Raw genomic sequence first — 18,934 nt, forward strand, 5'->3', positions numbered from 1 at the left:
TCACCCCTCCTTGAGAGCTGCGTCTATCATGGCGTGGAAGCACTTGCGCGCGTCTTCCAATTCCGGGTCTTCCGAGCACGAATATAGCGATTCCTTGCCCGCAACGAGTATGGCCGGACTTCCAGCGTCAACATCGCGGATCGCTTCGAGCACGGCGCGGGCGTCGGCGACATAGTTCGGCCAAACCTCGTCCTCCTCGGCCAGTTCCTCCGCAAGCCCTTCTTCGTCGGCACTAGCCTTGAGCCGATCCAGTAGGTCTTGCGGCGGTGCATCATGAAGGCGGTAAAGGGCACGCGCGGCGCGTTCGAGGGGGGATTTCATGGCTCGATCCTCTGGTCGATTATGTGGCCGGGGATGATGCGCGGGCGACCGGCATCCAACGCTATGGCGATCTTCTGGTTGAGCGTTTCGCAATCGGAGCGGAACAAGGCCTCGCGCCAGCCTTGTTCGCGCCTAGCCTGCTCAATGCGCGCGGCCTCTCTTGCCTTCGCCGCTTTGTGAGATGGGAGCTTGTCGATCTGGGCCGCCAGCCAATCCAGCATCGCCGGAATCCGCAGCGCCTCCGCAACCGCGTCGGTGAACTCGCGCCATGCTTTATCGAGGTCGGTCATCGCTCGATCCTCTGATACGGATAACGCGCGACCGGCAACTCGGGCGGCTCGCGCCCGTTGACACTGATGTCCACGACCTTCCGGCGACCGGGGTCTATCGCCTTGTCGATCCGGCCATACGCTTCGCCAAACTCGGCAATGGGGTTCAGCATCGTGATCCGCACGTCGGATATGGTCTCGCCGTTGATCGACACGACGGCACTCTCTGGCAGATGCTCGGCCATTTCGGACAGGCTGTCCATGAGGGCTTTCAGGGTCATGCTCATGACTCGCTCCTTACGGCGCGCAGAAACTTAATCGCGCGGTCGTCGTCAACGTTATCCGCCTCGGTCCCCGTCAACAGGCGCAGATAGTCCTCCAACTGCTCAAGGCGCACCCATTTCTCGAACGGCTGCATCCATTCGTCGACGCCCTCGCATTGCTTAAAGGCCTGAATAACCTTCAAGGCTGTCGCCAATTCGGCGGTGGGAATTTCGGTTCGCAGGAAGGCAAGCAAGCCTTCGGATTCATTCGTCTCGGTCATACCGCCTCCTATCACAACCCCAACCAGTCCGCGACAGCATCCGCGCACGTCCGCAGCGTCAGCATCCCGCTATCCCGGCGACATTGCGCCATGCGCTCGGCGCGCTTCACCCCGATCTCGTTCAAAACCACGAGGTCGAAGAACTTGCGCCAGTTCGCCCGGATCATCTTCCGCACAGCCCGCATATCATCCATCGCTTCAACCTGGCGATCGGTGAACGCGACGCCGCCCATGAGGCCCGACGCAATCCGGGGTTCAAAGCATCCCTTCGCGACCCGTCCGTCCAGCCCGGTTTGCTCGTATCGGTCGGCATACCATGTGCAGGCCCGTAGCTGGCGCTCGTCGATATGGCCCGCACGATGCGCCCTGATGACCGGCGTGACGAACACACGGCGCACCGTCTTGACCGAGCGGGCATGGTGCCCCTGTCCATCGGCCTGAACGGTGACGGGCCGGGTTTCGTGCTTGCCGAGCCATTCGGGGGTAGGGGGGACGACAGCGTCACCGACGTTCACAAAGACGCCGGAGCGGATTTCAAGCTGGGCCGCTTCCCGCTCGGCTTCCTCCTTCGCGTCGAGACGGGTCTGTCGCAGAAGCTTCGTCCGGCGCGCGTCCTCTTTGGCCTTCACGGCTTCTATGGCCGCAACGGGGTCGGCCGGCAGGAGCGCGCGGGCCAACTTGTCGGCCGCCTGCTCCATCTCGCGCTCGCGGGGGCTGGGGATGTCGGGGTCGATGTCAGTCATGGGAGGGAGGCTCCGGCAGGGGTTGCCAATGCGTGGGGCTGACCCACACCATCGATCGGTAAAATTCCTCGTCAAACGCGGGTTCCCCATCCGGATCGAGGGCGCTCCAAACGTCGAACAGGTAGAAGCCAATCCCGGCCTCTGGCTTTTCCGCGGTCACGTCGATCAACAGCACACCCCTGCCATCGGTCGGCGCGCTCTCAATCGGCATCCAGCCGTTCTTGTCGGGGTCGTGGTCCATTATGCCTTCGTGTCCTCAATCTGATAGCGAGCGGTCCAGCCTTTGCCGACGATCCATTGAAGGTCGCGGAAGAATGCCCAGCGGGTGATGATCCAGCGCTTTCGGGGGCGAGCCGTCACGCCTGCACCCTCCCGACGCCAGTCATGGCAGCCCAGACCGCATCGGCGTAGGCAGCCAACGATCCCGAACCTTCGTCTGGCGTCTCGTTGGCGCCAGCGGCCAACATCGCTTCGGTCGGTTCAAGCGGGAATACATCGAAGCCCGACGCTCGTAGCGCATGAAGGCTTGTCCGTATCGCGTTTCGCTTCTGGGTGCGCTCGTTGGGCTTCAGTTCGTCCCACGAGCGCGATGACGGGCGGCTGTTCGCGATCCAGTGGGCGCGGGCCATGATTTCTATGGGGTCGGTCATTCGCTCCGCTCCTTCCGCTTTCCGTAGAGTTCTTCCGCAAGCTGTTTGATCTGCGTCGCCCCGGACCAACTGAAATGATCGGGATTGGCGACCAGCAGGCCGAGTTCATGCCAAGCCTTCGCCCCGGCTGATCGACCGTTTGCGGGGTCGGCCTCCCTGAAGTTCGCCGCATAAGGGGCGAGAGGGGAGCGGTAGCCGGTGGGGCGGGTCATGCGACGATTTCCACGAACTCGCTTGTCCGAAAATCGTAGGTGACCTTCGCGCTACCGCGGCGACCCGGCAGGCCCATCCTGACCTTCGTCACGACGATCTCGGCCTCGTTCTGATCGAAACTCTTGCGGTGATAGGTGACGCCGTAATCGGCCTTGTTCGCCCAATGCGCCGATCCGCTGATCTCGTAGAGGCCGGGGATCGACTTAACGCCGGGCATTGGCTTTGCAGGGTGGGCGACGATCCAGAACGCCACGTCATGCGTGCGGATGAAGTGCTTGATCGAGCGGATGGCGCGACCAATGTATTCCGTCTCGCTTTCGTGGTGCCGTTTCTTGTGTTCCAGCTCGTTCCATGGATCGAGCACGACCATCTTCGCACCGTGGCGGCGGACTGCTATCGAGGCGAGGCGCAGGAACTCGTCGAGGTCCATTTCCATGTCCTCGTCGACCGTCTGTGAAATGACGGTGAGCCGGTCGCGCAGGAGGGCATCAGCCGCAGACGTGTCGCGGCTGGAAATCTCATGCTTGCCGCACCGCATAAGCGCCTGACGCAGGCCGTCGCGGAGGATCGGCTTCACGTCGGTTTCGAAGCTCGCGACGCAAACCGGGAAATGCTCGCTCAGCGCGTGGGCAATGACATTGTTGAGCAGGCTCGACTTGCCCATGTTCGCATAGCCGGTGACGACCGTGAGCGTGCCAGGCACGATGCGAATAAGTTCGGCAATCGGTGCCACCCCAACCGTGAACGATCGGACCTCGCCACGTTCGGGAAAGTCGTCGAGCGTGTAGAGGCCTTTGACGGGGTAGGGCTTCGAAGTCGTGATGATCTCGACGACCCGCTCTTGACCATACTCGACCAGAACCTCGTTCAGATCCTTGCAGGGGAAGGGATATTCAATGAAACGGCACCGATCGACGCCAAGCAGCGCGACCAGATCGGCGGCGAGGTTGTGGCCGGCAGTGTCAGCGTCCGTCGCGATGACGAACTCTTTGACGCCAGCCAACGCCTGAGCGTGACGATCGACCCATTCATATCGTTTCGCCGTCTCCACGTCCTGCGTCGGGGTGCCGGGCGCGCCGTTCGGAACCGACACGGCGAAGGGTATCCCCGACTGGATCGCCGCCAGCGCGTCCCATTCCCCTTCGGTAATCACCAACGGGGCCTGTCCGCCCGTCAGTCTCGGGTCCTTCAGGCAGTCGGCGTTCCACAGCGCTAGCGGCGCGCCGGGGTCCATCTTGTGACGCTTCTCGCTGGTCAGCCGCCACTTGCGGTTGATCGTTTCTTCGCCTTCGCGATACGGCACTACCAGCCAGTTTGCCCCGTTGTCGCTGACCGTTTCCAGCCCAAACTGCTCGGCAAGCGTCGGATCTAGCGCGCGAGCCGTAAGCCAGTCCACGTGCCGCTGATGAAGTGTCATTTCCGATAATCCCTTTGAATCCGCAGTTGTGACAGAACCATTTCCAACCATCGCCGTCCCTCGTGACGCTCAGACATCGGTCCCGCTTATTCTTCCGCTTGTGGCTACATTCCGGGCAGGTTTGCTTGCCCGGCTTGTCGGGCTTCCAGTCAGCACAGGCCATTAAACCCGCCCTCTCCGCCGTTTGAGCGTGACTGCCTCAGTGTCTTTTCGATGTAGCTTTTCGGATCGACCGCCCGAGCTATCTGGGCTGCGGTGATCGCCTTCGCGGTTTCTTCCTGCCCGTAGTCTCGGCACCATTTGCCGATCAGTCCCCCAGAGGACTTGCCGAGATAGGTCTTTGCGCCGTCCCAGAATGCTTTGTCGGGATCGGGGGACGGCAAGGGCAATTCATCCGATTTTTCTTCGGCCGCGCCTTTTCCGTTAGGAAAAGGAATAGAGTCCCTCTCCCTCTCCCTGTCTATAGCCGTGACAGGGTGTGACATGTCACGCTCACCTGTCACGTGACTATTTGTGACATTGTGCTGTGACGCAAGTTCGCGAAGCTCCTTAGTCTTGATGTTAAATTCCGGTGTAATTCCAATAGCTTTGAGGGCGGCAAACAGGTCGGAACGATCCTTGCGTTCACGCTCCTTGCGTGACGCCTCTGCCGATTTTCGCTGTTTGAGTTCGCTTCGACGGGGCAAAGCCTCCATCGCTTTCTCGCAAACTACGGGGTGATAGAGCCTTCCATCGGAGCACTTGATCCACCCCTTTAGTGACATGTCACGCATGTCACGCCACTTGTCACGCTCGCCTGAAAGGTGCGCCAGAATGCGATCATCGTCCGGCAAACTGCCTGCCGGAACCTGATGCCAGGACTTGCACCAGAGGGTGAAGGCAGCACGAAATTCATCGCCGGTGGCGAGCGCGAATAGGTCGCTGTCGAGCAGGCGGATAACGTCCACAGGCATGAACGGCATCCCGCGAAGATCGCAGTCGGGCGGCGTCAGAGGGTCGGGCATCTGGCCCTGCTCAGTCATTTTCTACCCCATAAGCTTGAATGAGAAGCGAGCAGTCCTCGTCGGAAATGAAGTGGGCTTGCCGCGCATCGAGGATCGCAACCTTCCGGTCGGTGCCGGTGGGCATTTCGTTGAGCATGTCCTGAAACGCCTTCATCTTCCCAGCGCGGGAGATGATGGCCGGTAGGAGGTCGCCAAGGCGGTGCGTCGTCATCACGCGATCTCCTGCCAAGCATCGGACTTCCACCCCTTGCGCTCAGCCTTCGCGATCAGCGCATCCTCGGTCAGGACGAGCGAGCCGTATCCGTATTTCCAGAACTTCGCCTTGGGGTTCGGATTGCCCTCCCGGTCGCAGCGATAAACCGGCGTCCGATCGTGCGAGCGGATGTAGTCGGCGGCCATGTCGGCCTGACCCTGAACCCGCCCGCGTATCTGGGGCGCCCTGTCCGGTGCGAATTGCCCCGTCGACCGGCGCAGGCCAAGCGAGACGGCCTTCGATTTGACCGACGATACCGACCGCCCCAGCACGGCAGCAATGTCGTTCAGGCTGCTCCCTGAATACATGGTCCGCAGCCGGTGGATATCGGCGTCGGTCCAGTGACCTTCGGGCAGCGGCGTGCGGTATCCAGCCTTCTTGCGCCACTTATGCGCGGTGGCCACCGAGACGCCAAAGCGGGCAGCCGTTTGCTTGAGCGGAACAGCGGGATCGAAACCAGCGGGAGGCATTATGCGCGGCCCTCCCTCATCCATTTCAGACATTGTTCGACCGTCGCCCCGGACAGGTCCGACGCTTTGCCCGCCAGAAAGCGATCCGATACCGGATGGCCTTCGTGCTGGTCCCGTTGCCGGGCCACCTCTTTGAGCGCGATCGTGCGCTGTAGTTTGAGGGCGGCGGGTTTCATGCGAGCCCTCCGTCCATGCGGAAGGCGAGTTGATCGTTATCGACCGCGAGGGCGAGGGCGCCGGGCTTTACCCAGATTTCGCGAGTGGAAAGCTGGAATGTCTCACCGATGCGGGCGAGGATGATCGTCTCCCCGATCGTTTCGGCCATGCCGGTCGCGGCAGCGCCAGGCACGGCGTTGCCGATCCATTCGCGCTTGGTGACGTCCGACGTCGCGTTAAGGTCGAAAGCCTCTTCCCAGCGGCGGACGTAGGCGCCGATCTTCGGGTCGATCTCGAAGACCTCTTCCGGATCGAACAGCGATTGCAGCGCTGCCAAATCGAGCGTCGTGAAGGGCCTATGCCATGTGTTGTCGGTCGAGATGATCCGGCAGACGAGACGGTCTTCCGGTTGAGGTAGGGTAATGGGGTCAGCGTCGAGCGCCGCTTCCCGGGGATCGGCCACCGAGTTGAAGCCGTTGTCGTGCCCGGCGGAGCCCGAGACAGCGTATCCGGTCTGTTGCCAAGCCACGACGCCATAATGACCGCCGGTCTGATAGTGGCCGCGTTCTGCCGTGCCGCCGAAGGCACGCGGGTCTTGAACCGGGAAGGCGGCGGCGCGGCGGTCTGCTACACAGGCTTGGCCGCCGGTGACACTATGTGCGTTGCCGGTGATCGTGCCCGCAGGTTCATCATCCGGCGTGACGCGCAGAATATTGGCGTGGCGATCGCTATTCCAGTCGGGACGCGGGTCGGCAACGGCGAAAGCGCCATCTCCTGTCGTCGATGCGCCGATGACGGTCCGCGCAGCTTCGTCCATGCGCGTGACCTTGTATTTGGTCGAGGCGTAGACATCGGGGCGAGGATCAGCGACCGCAGCACCCCCAGCGGGGCCGCCCGGGCCAGCGACCGCTACCGATGTCTGGTTGTAGCCCACGATGCGGAACGTGTTGTTGAAGCGCGGCTTGCCTTTCAATCTCGGGTCGGCGACACTGTAGGGACCGCCGCCCGGGGACGATTGCCCGCTAACCGCAACGCTCGTGTCTTCCCACTCCTTTACGCCATACTGCTGATAGGTCTGATTGCCTTGGCTAGGCCTCGGGTCCGCGACCGAAAACGCCCCGGTGGAAGGCTTGGGGTCGCCGTTGATCGTTCCAGTCGGGGCGCCGTCCCAATCATTGACGCCGAGCACGTGGCGATGCGTTGCTGGGCCATAGCCCGGTCGAGGATCGGCAACGGAGAATGCGCCATTGGTCGGGAAGCTTTCACCTTGAATGGTGCCCGACGATTCCAGCCACTCGCGAACGCCATAGGTCGAAGCGCGGTCGGGGCCTTCCGGTCTGGGGTCAGCTACGCTTAGCGCCCCGCCAGCGACATGGGCGGCGCTGCCGATGGTCTTTGCGGCTTCATCGTATCCGGCAACAGCAAGGATATTCTGATGGGTGTTCGGCCCATACCCGGGACGGGGGTCTGCCACGCTGAATGCGCCGTTCGTTGGCGAATTGCGCCCGGCGACAGTCCCGGTGGATTTCTCCCAATCGCGCACGCCTAGAACATCGCTATTCCAATCTGCGTCAACGCGCGGGTCGGCGACAGAGAAGCGGCCTTGCCCGGGCGCGCGGTGCGTTGTGATGACGGGCGCGCTATCGTTCCAGTGGTTCACTCCGAGCGCGTTGTCGCGCAACGGGACTTCCGGGACTATGCCGAAGTCGCGAAGCTGGCCGTCAACGACGGCAAGGTCATTCAGCGAGCGCCAGTCCTTGCCTGCCGGCACGAAGGCTAGGCGGACCCATGTCTTCCATTGCAGGGCAGGGACGCGGTGCATCGGGCCAGCGATCGGGTCGCCCGGGAGCGGCAGTTTGCCGATGACCTCGCCGACACCGCGCAGGCGATGATGCGTCGGCTGATAGACGAACGGCGGAATCTTGCTCGAATGGCGCGCGATAAGCAGGAACCGCTTACGGCTTTGGGCCAGTCCACCGATGACGCCGCAATCATGCGTATCCTCGTTGACGCTGTAGCCGTAGCTGCGAAGCAGGGCGATGATCTGGTCGAGAAGCCACCGCCCGCGCGTTTGGATGCGTGGGACATTCTCGAACAGGATGATCGGGATCGGGTCATCCTTATAGGCTTCGAGCGTGAGCCAGATGCCGCGAAGGGTCAGGGCGTTGAGCGCCTGGTATTTGTCGGTCTTCGACTGCGCGGATGCCAGAAGGCCGGAAAAGCCCTTGCACGGCGCCGACAGGAACATGACGTCGGGCGTCTCGGACCCGAAGGCCATCCAGATATCGAGCGGGGTTGCCTCGCGCCAACCGGGGGATGGGTCTTTGCCGTGAAAGGACCGATATTGTTCTAGGTCGAACAGGTCCATGACGGTCCCGGGAACGCCGGTCATTTGTTTGAAATTGCGAATGGCCCCGGCGTCGACATCGATGCCGCCAAGGCACTTGAAGCGGCCCCGGATATTCGCGACGCGCGGGCTGGCGAGATTGAACCCGCGAGCCCCGACACCAATGCCGCAGAACAAATGGGCGTGCGTAATCGTCTGCTCTTCGGTGGCAGGTTTGAGCTTCATGCTGATACTCCGAGGGGGGGCCGCAGGACTTCGTTGGCGCGCCAGTTGGGCACCAAGCCTTCGCGCTCGCAGGCGTAGTCGAGGATGCCGAACGCATCGGCCTCGTCGTCATTGGCCGGGCTGATCCCGAGTTGGCGGGCGCGCTCGATCGCCAGTTGTTTCAAGGTCTGGCGCTTGGTTCCGCGCTTCATCGGCCCAAGGAAATAGCGCCGCCAGACGGTCTGGTTGACGCTGTGGAACCGGATGCCCTTCGCTTCCGCGTAGGAGGCGGCATGGGCGTAAAGACCATAGGCCAGCAGGATCGTGTCAAAGGTCGTGTGGCCTTGGATCGCCTGAGGCTGCAACGGCTCCTCGCAATAGATCGCGTCGACCCCGCCGATGACCATATTGAGGTCGTTCATCACGCCATGCAGGCGGGCGAACACCATGCCGTGATTGGTCATTGTGGAGCCGAGCGACTTGGACAGGACGACCGGCTGGGCGGACTTGCCATCCCAGCCGGTCAGCCCAGCCGATCGCTTCGACAGGTCGAGGCTCATCAACCGCATTATTGGACGGTCGCGAGTTCGGGGCGGGTCCGGTCGACAGTCGGAATAACCGGCGATGCATCCTTGCCCTCGGCTTCGTCAACGAGATCGCGGCTTATGCCGAGACCGGACACGTCGAGCAGACCGCGAAGGGTGCGGAAATAATCGTCCCGCAGTTCCGGGTCCATGCGGAGCAGTTTGTGGAAGTCCTTCGCCGCCTTCTTGTTGCAGTGGCAGTCGTCTTCGATGACCTTCCAGCCCGCAGCCTGATCGCCGCGAACCTTGGCCGATTTTTCGAGCAGCGGATTGAGGTCGTTCGTGATGACCTTGATCGCGCGCTCGAAATCGGGGGTGGGCAACGCGCCGCCGTTATCGCCTTGTTCTTTCTTCGCCATCAGTTGGCTCCTTTCATCGTGAAATCAGCGGGGGCGGAATAACCGGCATGGTTTCGGCGGCAGGGATCGACCGGCGCATTCCGGTCACTTGCCCGCCGCGTCGCGTGGAGAGGGCCACGCCCATGTCCTGTCCGGCGCTCCGGGCTGAGTGTCCCGCCCGTTCCGCCCTCTATCGGCGCCCGCTGAGCCGCCGCAGGATCAAGAGACAAAGGCGCGGACGAACCGAAGCCCGCCCGCGCAGAGGTCGACACGGGCGCTACTCCCCGGCCCGTATCGTCCAGTGGATCGTTGATGCGTTCGGCCAAATCAGGCCGTCCGATGCTCAGCGCCAGCGCGCGGGTGGTTTCAGCGCATTTGGCTTTCTCGGCCTTGTGGGATTGGCGGCCCGCATCGATCCGCTGCTGCCGGATCAGGTCCAGTTCCGCCTTGGCGATGATCATCTCGCCACTGTCCCGTTCCCACCACATGCGGAACAGGTTGGCCGATGCTCTCGCCTCGCTCAGGCGGGACCGGAAATAGAGGGCTGTCAGTCCGGCGGCAGTGGCGGATGATGCGGCGCACAGCGCGAGGGTTGAGGTCCACGTCATGCGGCCTCTCCGGCGAATAGCTGGCCTTGCTTGGCGTCCTCTTCGATCTGTGCCTGCACGTCGCGGAGCCGTTCGCAGGCAATCTCGAAATAGGCGGGCACCGATTCGATACCGATGAAGCCGAGCCCCATCTTGAGAGCCGCAACGCCAGTCGATCCGCTGCCCATGTAGGGATCAAGAACAGTGCCGGTCGCAGCGACTTGCTCGAGGCACCAACGCATCAGCGCTTCGGGCTTCTGCATCGGGTGCAGCCGCTTTTGGCCTGCAGTCACTTCGTGGCGAGCGCCCTTGCCGACGCAAAGGCCGTCCCAGAGAAGGCGGAAGATGCGAAGCGGGCCGTCAGGGTTGACATTGGTCCAAGCTGTTTCGCCGTCGCCTTGGCTGCGAATCTTCCCGGTCTGCACCTTGTCCCATACGAGCGTGCGCCCTTGCGGGAGCAGATGGCCGAACTTGTGTGATCCCCAGATGCAGACCTTCGGGGCGAGGTCGATGAGGTGCGACGGGTCGAACGGCTCATCATCGCCGTCAATTTCGGCATGGACGTTCGGACGAACGAGAAGCGTCCCGCCGTTGCGTTGGACCACGGCATTGTCTCGCGTTCCGCCCTTGTGGAAGGTGTTGACCTTATAGGCCTGCCCATAGGGAGGATCGGCCATAATGACATCGACAGGTGGCAGCGCGGGTATGATTTCCCTGCAGTCCCCCAGATACAGGGTCGCGTTTCCGATGATGACGGGTGAGGCGGGAGAGGCCAGCATCAGGCGCCCCGCAGCCGATCAATCTCAGCTTCCGCCGCTTCCAGTTCGTCCAGAAGGTCGTCACGAGCATTTGCACCGATGACAGCGCCAGTGATCAGGCCGATGAAGCCACCGGCGGCGAAGATGACGAGGTAGAGGAGGGCGGTCACTGGCCAACCCCCTTGATCTGGTCGGCCTCGGCGATGATGCCCTGATATCGAGCCACGACAGGGCGGGCCTTGTCGGCGATGCGGATCGTCTCGCGGTGATCGCGGCGTCCATCGCGCATGGCTTGCGTGTGCTCGGCGGTGAGCGCCGCAGCGTCGGCGATGATCTCGAAGTCCAGCACGGCTTCCCGTCCGAGCGGGGCGAGTTGGTAGCCGTAGCGGGCGAGCAATTCGTCCAGCGTCGAAGGGTCGGCGAGCAGGAAATCGAGCAAGCCTTTGCCGTTCGGGATGCTTCCGGCGAATACCTTATCAAGCGCCCGCGTGGTGCGGCCCGACTTGTCGGCGAGGTTCCCGCGCCCGATATTCGATGCGACGCGGGCCAGTCCGGCGCACAAAGCGCTATGGAACTCGGCTTCGGTTAACGCGGTGGGTTTTGGAACGACAGACTGGAACAGTTCAGCCATTAGAGCCTCCATGAACGGGTTTCGAATGAACAGGGTGATCCACACAGCGTCCGCTATCCCGGTCGAAGCGCAGGAATTTCAGGGGGGCTGACGACCAAGAGCGGGCCTTCGTCATCGCTGATGTCCTCGACGATGAAGGGCTGGCTCAGCAGCAGGCGCGTGCCATTGCCGGGACTGGATTGCTTGCCGCGAACGACAGGAAAAGGCGGTTCTTGCGAGGCGCGACGATCAATGCCCCGGCTGACCGAAGAGGGGGAAAGGTCAGCCGGGACGCTCGCCGTTTCCGGGGCGACGAGTGGGGGAAGGGGGCTGCTGACCGGCGCATCGACAGGTTCAAGGGGCAAATTTGCCTCTTGATCCGGCTTTCGGTTGCCGCCGTGCCCGACGTTGGCAATCGGAGCGACCGCGTTCATGCCGCCTCCGAAGCGTCGGCTTTGGTGGGGGCGTATTCCGCCATAAACCTGCGGACCTTGGCTTCTGTTTTTGGGAACAGATACCGGCCCTCGCGCAGTTGGCGAACGAGATGACGGTCCTTCATGGCCATGTCGCCGAAGGCCGTGGGCGAAATGTCGTTTGCCTTCAGGAAGGCTTCGACGTCATCGAGGATGCTTGCCATGTTGGCGATTAATAGGTGTGACATTACACACCGTCAAGGTGTGAAATATCCCGACTACCGCCTATCAAGTGTCGCGTGTGATAAAACACACATGGCAGAGTTCGACATGGCCACGTTCAGGCGGCGGCTTCAACATTTGATGGATGAGAAGAACATCAAAAGAAAGCCGCTGGCCCAGCAGGCCGGGCTAGGCGAAACCGCCATACGTGACATCTTTACCGAGTCCCGGAATGACGTTCGCGTCGGAACGCTGGTCAAGCTCGCCGACTTTTTCGACATGTCTGTCGACGACTTGATTGAGGAACCCGACATCAGGCTTGCCGGAAAGATCGGGGCAGGCGGCGAGGTTCTATTTGAGGCTGTCGACGATCACGATGCGCCTTCGGTCCCGCGTCCGCCCGGCGCAAATGGATCGATGATGGCTCTCCTTGTCGTTGGCGCTTCGATGCTCCCGAAATACGAGGACGGCGACATTGTTTATGTCCGCCGCGGCAATCAGGGCATCCCCAAGAAAGCCATCGGTGAATATTGCGCGATCCGAACCGTTGAAGGGGGCACGTATCTCAAGATTTTGTCCAAAGGCAGCACGCCTGGACGCTTCACCCTTCGCTCGCTCAACGCTCCGGACATGGAAAATGTCGAGGTGGAGTGGGCCTCTCCCGTTCTTTGGACCAAGCAACGGAGTGATGGCGGGGGATGAAGATATATCCAGTGGGGCTGGTGGGTGAGAGTAACTATCAGGATCCGATACGAAGCTGCCACTCCGGAGAGGCTGTGGCGATATGCTTCGAGCGCGATAATCCTTATGACGATCGCGCGCTTAGGGTTGAAAATGACGCCGGTCGGGTAATTGGCTATGTCCCGAAGGGCAGTTGGCTTCGCGAAGCTATCCATGAAGAAGGTCGCGGGGTTGCGGCGACGATAAAATCCATCGACGAAGCCGGTAAGGGGTTGCTCGGCGTCGTGATTGACGTGACGCTCACGGACGATGCGCTGCCAGAGCGGCATTACGGGATCGAGGAACGTCGATCGTTTTGGGGACTGTTCCGGCGCTAACAGAGCAAGCGGAGGAATGCCATGAAGTGGGCAATGGTTGCGCTGGCGATCTTGTCGGGATGCAGCGGCCCGGCAAATTTCGATTATGAATCGCCGGTCAAACGTCAGTTACGCGATCCCACGTCGGCTCAGTTCAGCGACGTTACGGTGAACATCGAGTCCGCCTGCGGCTTTGTGAACAGTAAGAATGGCTTTGGCGGCTATTCCGGGACGGTGCCATTCATCGTTATCGGAAGCAGTCCTGAAAGCGCTGAAGTGGTCTTCGTCGAAGAGCCGGGGGACCGTGTCATCGTGGAAAGTCGATGCCTCAATCCTACGAAAGCGAAAATTGACAAATGGATCACCGATAAGGTCGTTGCCGATCTGGGGGCGATTTCAAAATAAAGTGTGAATAAGCACACTAAAGTGAATTGACAGGTGTGAAATTACACACCATACAGGCCCCGTCACCACGACGGAGCCTACATGAAACCCGAACGCATCCCCGCCGACACCCTCCGCCAGACGCTCGACTATGCCGAGCGGGTTTGCGGGTCGCGCAACTTCCACCTGTTCCACGGGATCGAGGATCGGCGCGTTGACTTCCGCATGGTCGCGGGTCGCTTGCTCGACCTCGGCGCCCCGATCGCGGACTGGCGCTTTGACCCGCGCGTGTTCGACGTGCGCATCCCCGACGCGATGCCCGTCTATTACGAGGGCGATGTTCGTCGCTACGGCGGCGAGGCAGCGGAGAAACTGCGCGGCATCCGTCGCGAATATGAGAAGCGCCTGATCGACTGGTTCATGGCCGACACGCCGCCGGTGCCGCTGCGTTCGGACGAGGGCAAGGTCTGCGCCATCCTGATCCAGCACATGCCGAGCGTCGAGGAATTTATCGACGAGGGCTTCCCGGTGATGGGAGCGGCGGCATGAAGTTCTCGCTCTTCACCCGCTGGACCGTCAACGGCCCGCTGCGCTTCAATCCCTACGTGCGGATCGGCGGCTACGAGCTTTGCATCGACCGCGATGGCGCCTGCATCCACACGCCGAGCCGGTCCTTCGGTTTCATCCGTGGCTCTGGCTTTTGGAGCGCGTCGGCATGACCCTCGCCACCCGCCTCACCGAAATCGAAGAAGCGCACATTGATGCGGCCTTCGTCTCGCTCACCCGCGCCCGCGATAGCCGCGAGCTTTCGGGCGACCATCTCGGCGCGCTCCGTCTCGCCAGCGTGGTCGATCTGCTTGAGGCGGTTTGCCGCGAGCCCGCCAACCATTCCGAACACATCTGAGGGGAATGACAATGACCAAAGTCACCGACATCACCAGTGTTGACGCGCTCTGCGCCATTCTCGACGCGCGTGGCTACGCTTTCGAGCGCACCGCCAGTGGCGTGGACGTCCAGGGTTACGGCTACGTCGATCTCAACAGCCTGACGACGCTGCCCGAGAACACGACCTTCAGCAACGGCGGCTCCGTCTATCTCAACAGCCTGACGACGCTGCCCGAGAACACGACGTTCAGCAACGGCGGCTCCGTCTATCTCAACAGCCTGACGACGCTGCCCGAGAACACGACCTTCAGCAACGGCGGCAACGTCGATCTCCGCAGCCTGACGACGCTGCCCGAGAACACGACGTTCAGCAACGGCGGCTCCGTCTATCTCAACAGACTGACGACGCTGCCCGAGAACACGACCTTCAGCAACGGCGGCTCCGTCGATCTCAACAGCCTGACGACGCTGCCCGAGAACACGACCTTCAGCAACGGCGGCTCCGTCTATCTCAACAGCCTGACGACGCTGCCCGAGAACACGACCTTCAGCAACGGCGGCAACGTCGATCTCCGCAGCCTGACGACGCTGCCCGAGAACACGACGTTCAGCAACGGCGGCAACGTCTATCTCAACAGCCTGACGACGCTGCCCGAGAACACGACCTTCAGCAACGGCGGCAACGTCGATCTCCGCAGCCTGACGACGCTGCCCGAGAACACGACGTTCAGCAACGGCGGCTCCGTCTATCTCAACAGACTGACGACGCTGCCCGAGAACACGACCTTCAGCAACGGCGGCTCCGTCGATCTCAACAGACTGACCGATGAATACCAGCAATATCGCGGCGAGCGCATTCGCCTCCGCACCATTGACGGCTCCACGATGCTCATCCGCTCGAAGCGGACGAAGGGCGAATATACTCTCTACCGCGCGGCCTATTTCGGCGGCGGCGAGCTGGCTGATCTCAAGAAATGCTGGATCGCGCAGAGCGGTGGGTATTACGCCCACGGCGAGACGATCGAGCAGGCCATGCGCGATGTCCGCTTCAAGGCGATGGAGCATGGCTTCGACCAGGATGAACTTGTCGCCGAGATCAATGCTCGCGGCACCGTCCACATCAACGACTTCCGCCTGATCACTGGCGCCTGCGAGGCGGGGACGCGCGAAGGCATGGCGCAAGCTGGCCTTGATCGCGATGCCGACGAACTTCCGCTGGAAGCCGTCCTTGGCGCCGCGTTCGGCAGCTACGGCGAGCGGTTCAAGTCGCTGTTCGCGCGGGAGGTGGCGTGATGTTTTCCGCCGCCCTCGAAGCCTATAACCGCGCGTCCTTCGATCCGCCGACGCCGGAAATGCAGCTTGCCCCGGCAGAGGAAGTCCAGCGCGACCCCGCGAGCATCATCCGCACCATCCCCGCGCGAGAAATCGCAGGCTGGTTTGCTGTGTTTGGGTTGCTGGCTGTGGTCGCGGCGGGCTGGGGGGTGGTGCTGTGAGTCCCGACCTGATCGCCTTTCTCAAGGCTTGGTATGATTGGGCTACCAATGGGGCGCCGGATGGTGAGCCGTTCTCGCGTGATGCGGGCCTATGCCCGAATGCCGGGACTGGCCTGCGCGGCGAACTCAAGGGTTTGCGCCAGATGCATTTCGTGGACTGGGTCTACCCGTTTGGCATGGCAGACTACAATAAGCGCGCCGCTCGTAGCACCCAACACGAATGCCCCAAGCGCCTCGCATGGGTCCGTGAACGGCTGATCGAAGCCGGAGAGCTTTCCGCCTCTCACCCCTCACAAATCACTGGAGAGCAATGATGATGACGGGCGTTATTCCGCATGAAAGGCGGGTAATTGTCGGCACCGAACCTTGCGAGGTGGTCTATTGCGGCCGTTCGCTTGAGGGGTTCCGCCTCTATGATGTTTGGTGCAACGAAATCGGCGATTATCTCGCGACGGTCCCGCCGTTCCCGACGACCAACAAAGAGCGCGCCGAGGCGACCGCCAAGCATTGCAACGAGCAATCAGCGAAGCGCGCCATCTCGAAAGCCACCTCCCGTCAACCTGAGGGAGAGCGGTGATGGCGTTGCTCGACAACGGTCAGGACTTGGCGCAGTGCGAGCGCGAACTTGGCGTGCCGGTTGGGCAGTTGCTCACGCCCCTTACGCGCTACCGTCTGCGCGATCCGGCGCGACCGTGGGCTATTGACAATGGCGGGTTCAAACGCCTCGATATCAAAGCGTTCGATAGCTTGCTCGGTCGCGAGAGCCATCACCGTGAGAAATGCCTGTTCGTTGCCGCTCCCGATATTGTCGGGTCAGCGCAGCGGACGATGGAGCTGTTCGATTTTTTCGCGCCACGGCTTGATGGGTGGAGCATCGCCTTTGTCTGTCAGGACGGCCAAGAATTGCTACCGATCCCTTGGGACCGAATCACGACTGTCTTCATCGGCGGCTCGACGAACTGGAAATGCTCGCGGCATGTCGAGCAGATCGTTCGCACCGCGAAGGTTCTGGGCAAGCGCACGCACGCCGGTCGGGTGAACGATCCCGCTCGTTGGCGCCATTTCGAAGAGATGGGCGTCGATACCTGTGATGGCACTGGTTTGGCTCGTTACACCCATATGCGCGAGGCCGTCGCCGACCGCCACAGGCAGGGGCAACTCGTATGACCGGTTCGATTACAACCGGCGTGTCGACGCACATCTGCTGCGCGCATACCGGCAGTGATGGGCGGCTGCACGGCCACACTTGGATCATCACCGCGTGGTTCCCAGCCGGGCAATGCGCGCTAGACCTGAAATCAAGGCTCGCCGAAGCCTGCGCGCCGTTCGATCATGCCGAGCCGCTTTATGACCTATCAACAGGCGAAGGCATCGTCGCGGCGCTGGTTGAAGCACTGCCCGCCGCCGTCCTGATCGAAGCCGCACGCCCTCCTGAGGGCATCTACGCGAGATGGACTGCTCCCGCCCGTCAAACCACTGACAGGGAGGACGGGAAGTGAGCGGGCCGACGTGTCTCGAATGCGGTGGAGTCGCCAGCCTGACCGATGGGCGCACGATCTACCCGCACCGCCATGACCTTTACAGCAAGCCGTTCTGGCTTTGCGAGTGCGGCGCATATTGTGGTTGCCATAGGGGGACGACCGCCGCGCTGGGTTCGCCTTGCGGCCCGGTCACGCGGGCGGCGCGCAGCCTCGCTCACGCTGCCTTTGACCCGCTCTGGCGCACCAAGCAGATGACGCGGCCCGAAGCCTATTCGTGGCTGTCCAAAGCGACCGGCATTCCGCGCGAACGCTGCCACATGGGCATGATGACCGCTGCGGAAGCGAAGCTGGTTGTCGATGCGGTCCGCGCTCGCGCCACCCCCAACACCCCTGACATGGAGAAGGTAAAGTGACCGACGTTGCTGAATTGCCGCGCGCTGAAATTGTGCCGGCCGAAACCGGAACCGACCTGTCAACGGCGGTCGCGAAAGATCCGGGCATCGTCCTGCTCGACCGGGCGAAGTTCACCGCCTGGTATGAGAAGCTGGCCGCAGACGCGCCCAAGGACGTGGACATCTCGACGCGCAAAGGCCGGGAATCGCTGCGGTCCTATGCGGCCGAAATTCGCAGCAAGAAGGCCGCTATCGACAAGGACCGTCTGCGTCTGACCGAACAATGGCGCGATATGGTCAGCCAAGCCAATGCGGCGGGCAAGGAAATCAAGGAGCAGCTTGAGGCTCTGGCCGTCGAAGTCCGCGCGCCGCTCACCGAATGGGAAGAAGCGGAAAAGGCGCGCGAGGCGGAAGTCGAGCGCATCATCACCATGTTTCGGTCATCGCGCTTCGTTGAGCAGTCCGAAACGTCCGACAGCATCCGTGAGCGCGGCACGATCATCCATAACATCGCGATTGATCCGGACGTGTTTCAGGACCGGGCGGACGAAGCCGAGCGCGAGAAGAAAGATACCGTCGCGCATCTTCTCGCCGCGATGGAGCAGGCCATCAAGGCCGAGAAGGCGGCGGAAGAGCTGGAACGGCTCCGCAAGGCCGAAGCTGATCGGGTCGCGGCGGAACAGGCCAAGCGCGAAGCCGAAGAGGCCGAAGCTCGCCGCATCGAGGAAGAGAAGCGCGCCGAGGAAGCCCGTGCCGCCGCCGAGAAGGCAGAACAGGAACGGATTGCCCGCGCCGAACAGGAAGCCGCCGACCGTGCGCGCCGGGAAGCGGAAGAAGCCGCCCAGCGCGAACGGGACGAAGAGCGCCGCCAGCATGAAGCGGCCCTCGCTGCCGAGCGTGAGGCCCGCGAGAAAGCCGAACGGGAAGCGCAGGCGGAACGTGACAGGATTGCTCGCGAAGAGGCCGAGCGGGTCGAAGCGGAACGCCGGGAAGCCGAAGCCAAGGCGAAGCGCGAAGCCGATCAGGCTCACCGCACCGCCGTCAAGACCAAGGCCAAAGACGCGATCATCTCCTGCGGTGCAGACGAAGAGACGGCGAAGAAGATCGTCATGGCGGTCATCGCGGGAGAGATTCCTGCCGTGCGGATGGAGTTCTGACG

36 protein-coding genes are annotated in these 18,934 nt (G+C 62.2%); 14 read left to right on the forward strand and 22 right to left on the reverse strand.

What is annotated here, in order from left to right:
* The 22 genes from ACVENA_RS02390 to ACVENA_RS02495 form a co-directional block, all read right to left on the reverse strand.
* Entirely contained in the window at window positions 1-321 is a 321-nt protein-coding gene (locus ACVENA_RS02390; protein WP_449327480.1) for a hypothetical protein, read from the reverse strand.
* Window positions 318-611 carry a hypothetical protein gene (locus tag ACVENA_RS02395; protein WP_449327481.1) on the reverse strand — a complete coding sequence of 98 codons (294 nt, stop codon included), beginning with the start codon at window positions 609-611 and terminating at the stop codon, window positions 318-320. The genes ACVENA_RS02390 and ACVENA_RS02395 overlap by 4 nt, the downstream gene beginning before the upstream one ends.
* On the reverse strand, window positions 608-877 hold the full coding sequence (locus ACVENA_RS02400; RefSeq protein WP_449327482.1) for a hypothetical protein: 270 nt from the start codon (window positions 875-877) through the stop codon (window positions 608-610). The genes ACVENA_RS02395 and ACVENA_RS02400 overlap by 4 nt, the downstream gene beginning before the upstream one ends.
* Window positions 874-1,134, reverse strand: a complete 261-nt coding sequence (locus ACVENA_RS02405; RefSeq protein ID WP_449327483.1) for a hypothetical protein — start codon at window positions 1,132-1,134, stop codon at window positions 874-876. Before ACVENA_RS02405 ends, ACVENA_RS02400 begins: the two co-directional genes overlap by 4 nt.
* 11 nt (window positions 1,135-1,145) lie before the next feature.
* Window positions 1,146-1,877 (reverse strand): hypothetical protein, encoded by a 732-nt coding sequence (locus ACVENA_RS02410; RefSeq protein ID WP_449327484.1) that lies wholly within the window; start codon window positions 1,875-1,877, stop codon window positions 1,146-1,148.
* Complete coding sequence (locus ACVENA_RS02415; RefSeq protein ID WP_449327485.1) at window positions 1,870-2,118, reverse strand: DUF551 domain-containing protein; 249 nt, start codon at window positions 2,116-2,118, stop codon at window positions 1,870-1,872. Before ACVENA_RS02415 ends, ACVENA_RS02410 begins: the two co-directional genes overlap by 8 nt.
* A gap of 115 nt (window positions 2,119-2,233) precedes the next feature.
* Entirely contained in the window at window positions 2,234-2,527 is a 294-nt protein-coding gene (locus tag ACVENA_RS02420; protein WP_449327486.1) for a hypothetical protein, read from the reverse strand.
* Complete coding sequence (locus ACVENA_RS02425; RefSeq protein ID WP_449327487.1) at window positions 2,524-2,739, reverse strand: hypothetical protein; 216 nt, start codon at window positions 2,737-2,739, stop codon at window positions 2,524-2,526. Before ACVENA_RS02425 ends, ACVENA_RS02420 begins: the two co-directional genes overlap by 4 nt.
* Window positions 2,736-4,157 carry an AAA family ATPase gene (locus ACVENA_RS02430; protein ID WP_449327488.1) on the reverse strand — a complete coding sequence of 474 codons (1,422 nt, stop codon included), beginning with the start codon at window positions 4,155-4,157 and terminating at the stop codon, window positions 2,736-2,738. Before ACVENA_RS02430 ends, ACVENA_RS02425 begins: the two co-directional genes overlap by 4 nt.
* Window positions 4,158-4,306: 149 nt before the next feature.
* Window positions 4,307-5,179 (reverse strand): DUF1376 domain-containing protein, encoded by an 873-nt coding sequence (locus ACVENA_RS02435; protein ID WP_449327489.1) that lies wholly within the window; start codon window positions 5,177-5,179, stop codon window positions 4,307-4,309.
* On the reverse strand, window positions 5,172-5,372 hold the full coding sequence (locus ACVENA_RS02440; RefSeq protein WP_449327490.1) for a hypothetical protein: 201 nt from the start codon (window positions 5,370-5,372) through the stop codon (window positions 5,172-5,174). The genes ACVENA_RS02435 and ACVENA_RS02440 overlap by 8 nt, the downstream gene beginning before the upstream one ends.
* Window positions 5,372-5,818, reverse strand: coding sequence for a hypothetical protein (locus ACVENA_RS02445; protein WP_449327491.1), 447 nt, complete (start codon window positions 5,816-5,818; stop codon window positions 5,372-5,374). Before ACVENA_RS02445 ends, ACVENA_RS02440 begins: the two co-directional genes overlap by 1 nt.
* A 65-nt stretch (window positions 5,819-5,883) precedes the next feature.
* Entirely contained in the window at window positions 5,884-6,060 is a 177-nt protein-coding gene (locus tag ACVENA_RS02450) for a hypothetical protein (protein WP_449327492.1), read from the reverse strand.
* Window positions 6,057-8,612 carry a DNA cytosine methyltransferase gene (locus tag ACVENA_RS02455; RefSeq protein WP_449327493.1) on the reverse strand — a complete coding sequence of 852 codons (2,556 nt, stop codon included), beginning with the start codon at window positions 8,610-8,612 and terminating at the stop codon, window positions 6,057-6,059. The genes ACVENA_RS02450 and ACVENA_RS02455 overlap by 4 nt, the downstream gene beginning before the upstream one ends.
* Complete coding sequence (locus ACVENA_RS02460; RefSeq protein WP_449327494.1) at window positions 8,609-9,151, reverse strand: hypothetical protein; 543 nt, start codon at window positions 9,149-9,151, stop codon at window positions 8,609-8,611. Before ACVENA_RS02460 ends, ACVENA_RS02455 begins: the two co-directional genes overlap by 4 nt.
* An 8-nt stretch (window positions 9,152-9,159) precedes the next feature.
* Entirely contained in the window at window positions 9,160-9,534 is a 375-nt protein-coding gene (locus ACVENA_RS02465) for a hypothetical protein (protein ID WP_449327495.1), read from the reverse strand.
* Window positions 9,534-10,121, reverse strand: a complete 588-nt coding sequence (locus tag ACVENA_RS02470) for a hypothetical protein (RefSeq protein ID WP_449327496.1) — start codon at window positions 10,119-10,121, stop codon at window positions 9,534-9,536. The genes ACVENA_RS02465 and ACVENA_RS02470 overlap by 1 nt, the downstream gene beginning before the upstream one ends.
* Entirely contained in the window at window positions 10,118-10,777 is a 660-nt protein-coding gene (locus tag ACVENA_RS02475) for a DNA methyltransferase (RefSeq protein ID WP_449327497.1), read from the reverse strand. Before ACVENA_RS02475 ends, ACVENA_RS02470 begins: the two co-directional genes overlap by 4 nt.
* Before the next feature lie 101 nt (window positions 10,778-10,878).
* On the reverse strand, window positions 10,879-11,028 hold the full coding sequence (locus ACVENA_RS02480) for a hypothetical protein (protein WP_449327498.1): 150 nt from the start codon (window positions 11,026-11,028) through the stop codon (window positions 10,879-10,881).
* On the reverse strand, window positions 11,025-11,489 hold the full coding sequence (locus tag ACVENA_RS02485) for a hypothetical protein (protein WP_449327499.1): 465 nt from the start codon (window positions 11,487-11,489) through the stop codon (window positions 11,025-11,027). Before ACVENA_RS02485 ends, ACVENA_RS02480 begins: the two co-directional genes overlap by 4 nt.
* Before the next feature lie 53 nt (window positions 11,490-11,542).
* Window positions 11,543-11,902, reverse strand: a complete 360-nt coding sequence (locus ACVENA_RS02490) for a hypothetical protein (RefSeq protein ID WP_449327500.1) — start codon at window positions 11,900-11,902, stop codon at window positions 11,543-11,545.
* Window positions 11,899-12,105 carry a hypothetical protein gene (locus tag ACVENA_RS02495; RefSeq protein WP_449327501.1) on the reverse strand — a complete coding sequence of 69 codons (207 nt, stop codon included), beginning with the start codon at window positions 12,103-12,105 and terminating at the stop codon, window positions 11,899-11,901. Before ACVENA_RS02495 ends, ACVENA_RS02490 begins: the two co-directional genes overlap by 4 nt.
* A gap of 40 nt (window positions 12,106-12,145) precedes the next feature.
* Here ACVENA_RS02495 and ACVENA_RS02500 point away from each other — a divergent pair, with 40 nt between their 5' ends.
* From ACVENA_RS02500 to ACVENA_RS02565, 14 genes are all read left to right on the forward strand, one after another.
* A complete protein-coding gene (locus ACVENA_RS02500; protein ID WP_449327502.1) occupies window positions 12,146-12,805 on the forward strand; it encodes a helix-turn-helix domain-containing protein in 660 nt (219 codons plus the stop codon).
* On the forward strand, window positions 12,802-13,161 hold the full coding sequence (locus tag ACVENA_RS02505) for an HIRAN domain-containing protein (RefSeq protein WP_449327503.1): 360 nt from the start codon (window positions 12,802-12,804) through the stop codon (window positions 13,159-13,161). The genes ACVENA_RS02500 and ACVENA_RS02505 overlap by 4 nt, the downstream gene beginning before the upstream one ends.
* A 21-nt stretch (window positions 13,162-13,182) precedes the next feature.
* The gene (locus ACVENA_RS02510) at window positions 13,183-13,545 is read left to right on the forward strand and encodes a hypothetical protein (RefSeq protein WP_449327504.1); all 363 of its coding nucleotides are present in this window, start codon (window positions 13,183-13,185) and stop codon (window positions 13,543-13,545) included.
* An 81-nt stretch (window positions 13,546-13,626) separates the two neighbouring features.
* On the forward strand, window positions 13,627-14,073 hold the full coding sequence (locus tag ACVENA_RS02515) for a hypothetical protein (protein WP_449327505.1): 447 nt from the start codon (window positions 13,627-13,629) through the stop codon (window positions 14,071-14,073).
* The gene (locus tag ACVENA_RS02520; protein ID WP_449327506.1) at window positions 14,070-14,243 is read left to right on the forward strand and encodes a hypothetical protein; all 174 of its coding nucleotides are present in this window, start codon (window positions 14,070-14,072) and stop codon (window positions 14,241-14,243) included. Before ACVENA_RS02515 ends, ACVENA_RS02520 begins: the two co-directional genes overlap by 4 nt.
* Window positions 14,240-14,428: a hypothetical protein gene (locus ACVENA_RS02525; protein WP_449327507.1), complete on the forward strand. Its 189-nt coding sequence runs from the start codon at window positions 14,240-14,242 to the stop codon at window positions 14,426-14,428. The genes ACVENA_RS02520 and ACVENA_RS02525 overlap by 4 nt, the downstream gene beginning before the upstream one ends.
* 11 nt (window positions 14,429-14,439) lie before the next feature.
* On the forward strand, window positions 14,440-15,702 hold the full coding sequence (locus tag ACVENA_RS02530) for a hypothetical protein (RefSeq protein ID WP_449327508.1): 1,263 nt from the start codon (window positions 14,440-14,442) through the stop codon (window positions 15,700-15,702).
* Complete coding sequence (locus tag ACVENA_RS02535) at window positions 15,702-15,902, forward strand: hypothetical protein (protein ID WP_449327509.1); 201 nt, start codon at window positions 15,702-15,704, stop codon at window positions 15,900-15,902. The genes ACVENA_RS02530 and ACVENA_RS02535 overlap by 1 nt, the downstream gene beginning before the upstream one ends.
* The gene (locus ACVENA_RS02540; protein ID WP_449327510.1) at window positions 15,899-16,216 is read left to right on the forward strand and encodes a hypothetical protein; all 318 of its coding nucleotides are present in this window, start codon (window positions 15,899-15,901) and stop codon (window positions 16,214-16,216) included. Before ACVENA_RS02535 ends, ACVENA_RS02540 begins: the two co-directional genes overlap by 4 nt.
* Complete coding sequence (locus tag ACVENA_RS02545; protein ID WP_449327511.1) at window positions 16,213-16,479, forward strand: hypothetical protein; 267 nt, start codon at window positions 16,213-16,215, stop codon at window positions 16,477-16,479. The genes ACVENA_RS02540 and ACVENA_RS02545 overlap by 4 nt, the downstream gene beginning before the upstream one ends.
* Window positions 16,479-17,069, forward strand: coding sequence for a hypothetical protein (locus ACVENA_RS02550; protein ID WP_449327512.1), 591 nt, complete (start codon window positions 16,479-16,481; stop codon window positions 17,067-17,069). The genes ACVENA_RS02545 and ACVENA_RS02550 overlap by 1 nt, the downstream gene beginning before the upstream one ends.
* Window positions 17,066-17,401, forward strand: coding sequence for a hypothetical protein (locus ACVENA_RS02555; RefSeq protein WP_449327513.1), 336 nt, complete (start codon window positions 17,066-17,068; stop codon window positions 17,399-17,401). Before ACVENA_RS02550 ends, ACVENA_RS02555 begins: the two co-directional genes overlap by 4 nt.
* Entirely contained in the window at window positions 17,398-17,796 is a 399-nt protein-coding gene (locus ACVENA_RS02560; protein WP_449327514.1) for a zinc-finger-containing protein, read from the forward strand. Before ACVENA_RS02555 ends, ACVENA_RS02560 begins: the two co-directional genes overlap by 4 nt.
* Complete coding sequence (locus tag ACVENA_RS02565; protein WP_449327515.1) at window positions 17,793-18,932, forward strand: hypothetical protein; 1,140 nt, start codon at window positions 17,793-17,795, stop codon at window positions 18,930-18,932. The genes ACVENA_RS02560 and ACVENA_RS02565 overlap by 4 nt, the downstream gene beginning before the upstream one ends.
* Window positions 18,933-18,934 lie beyond the last annotated feature (2 nt).

This window comes from Sphingopyxis sp. 550A (assembly GCF_053569535.1).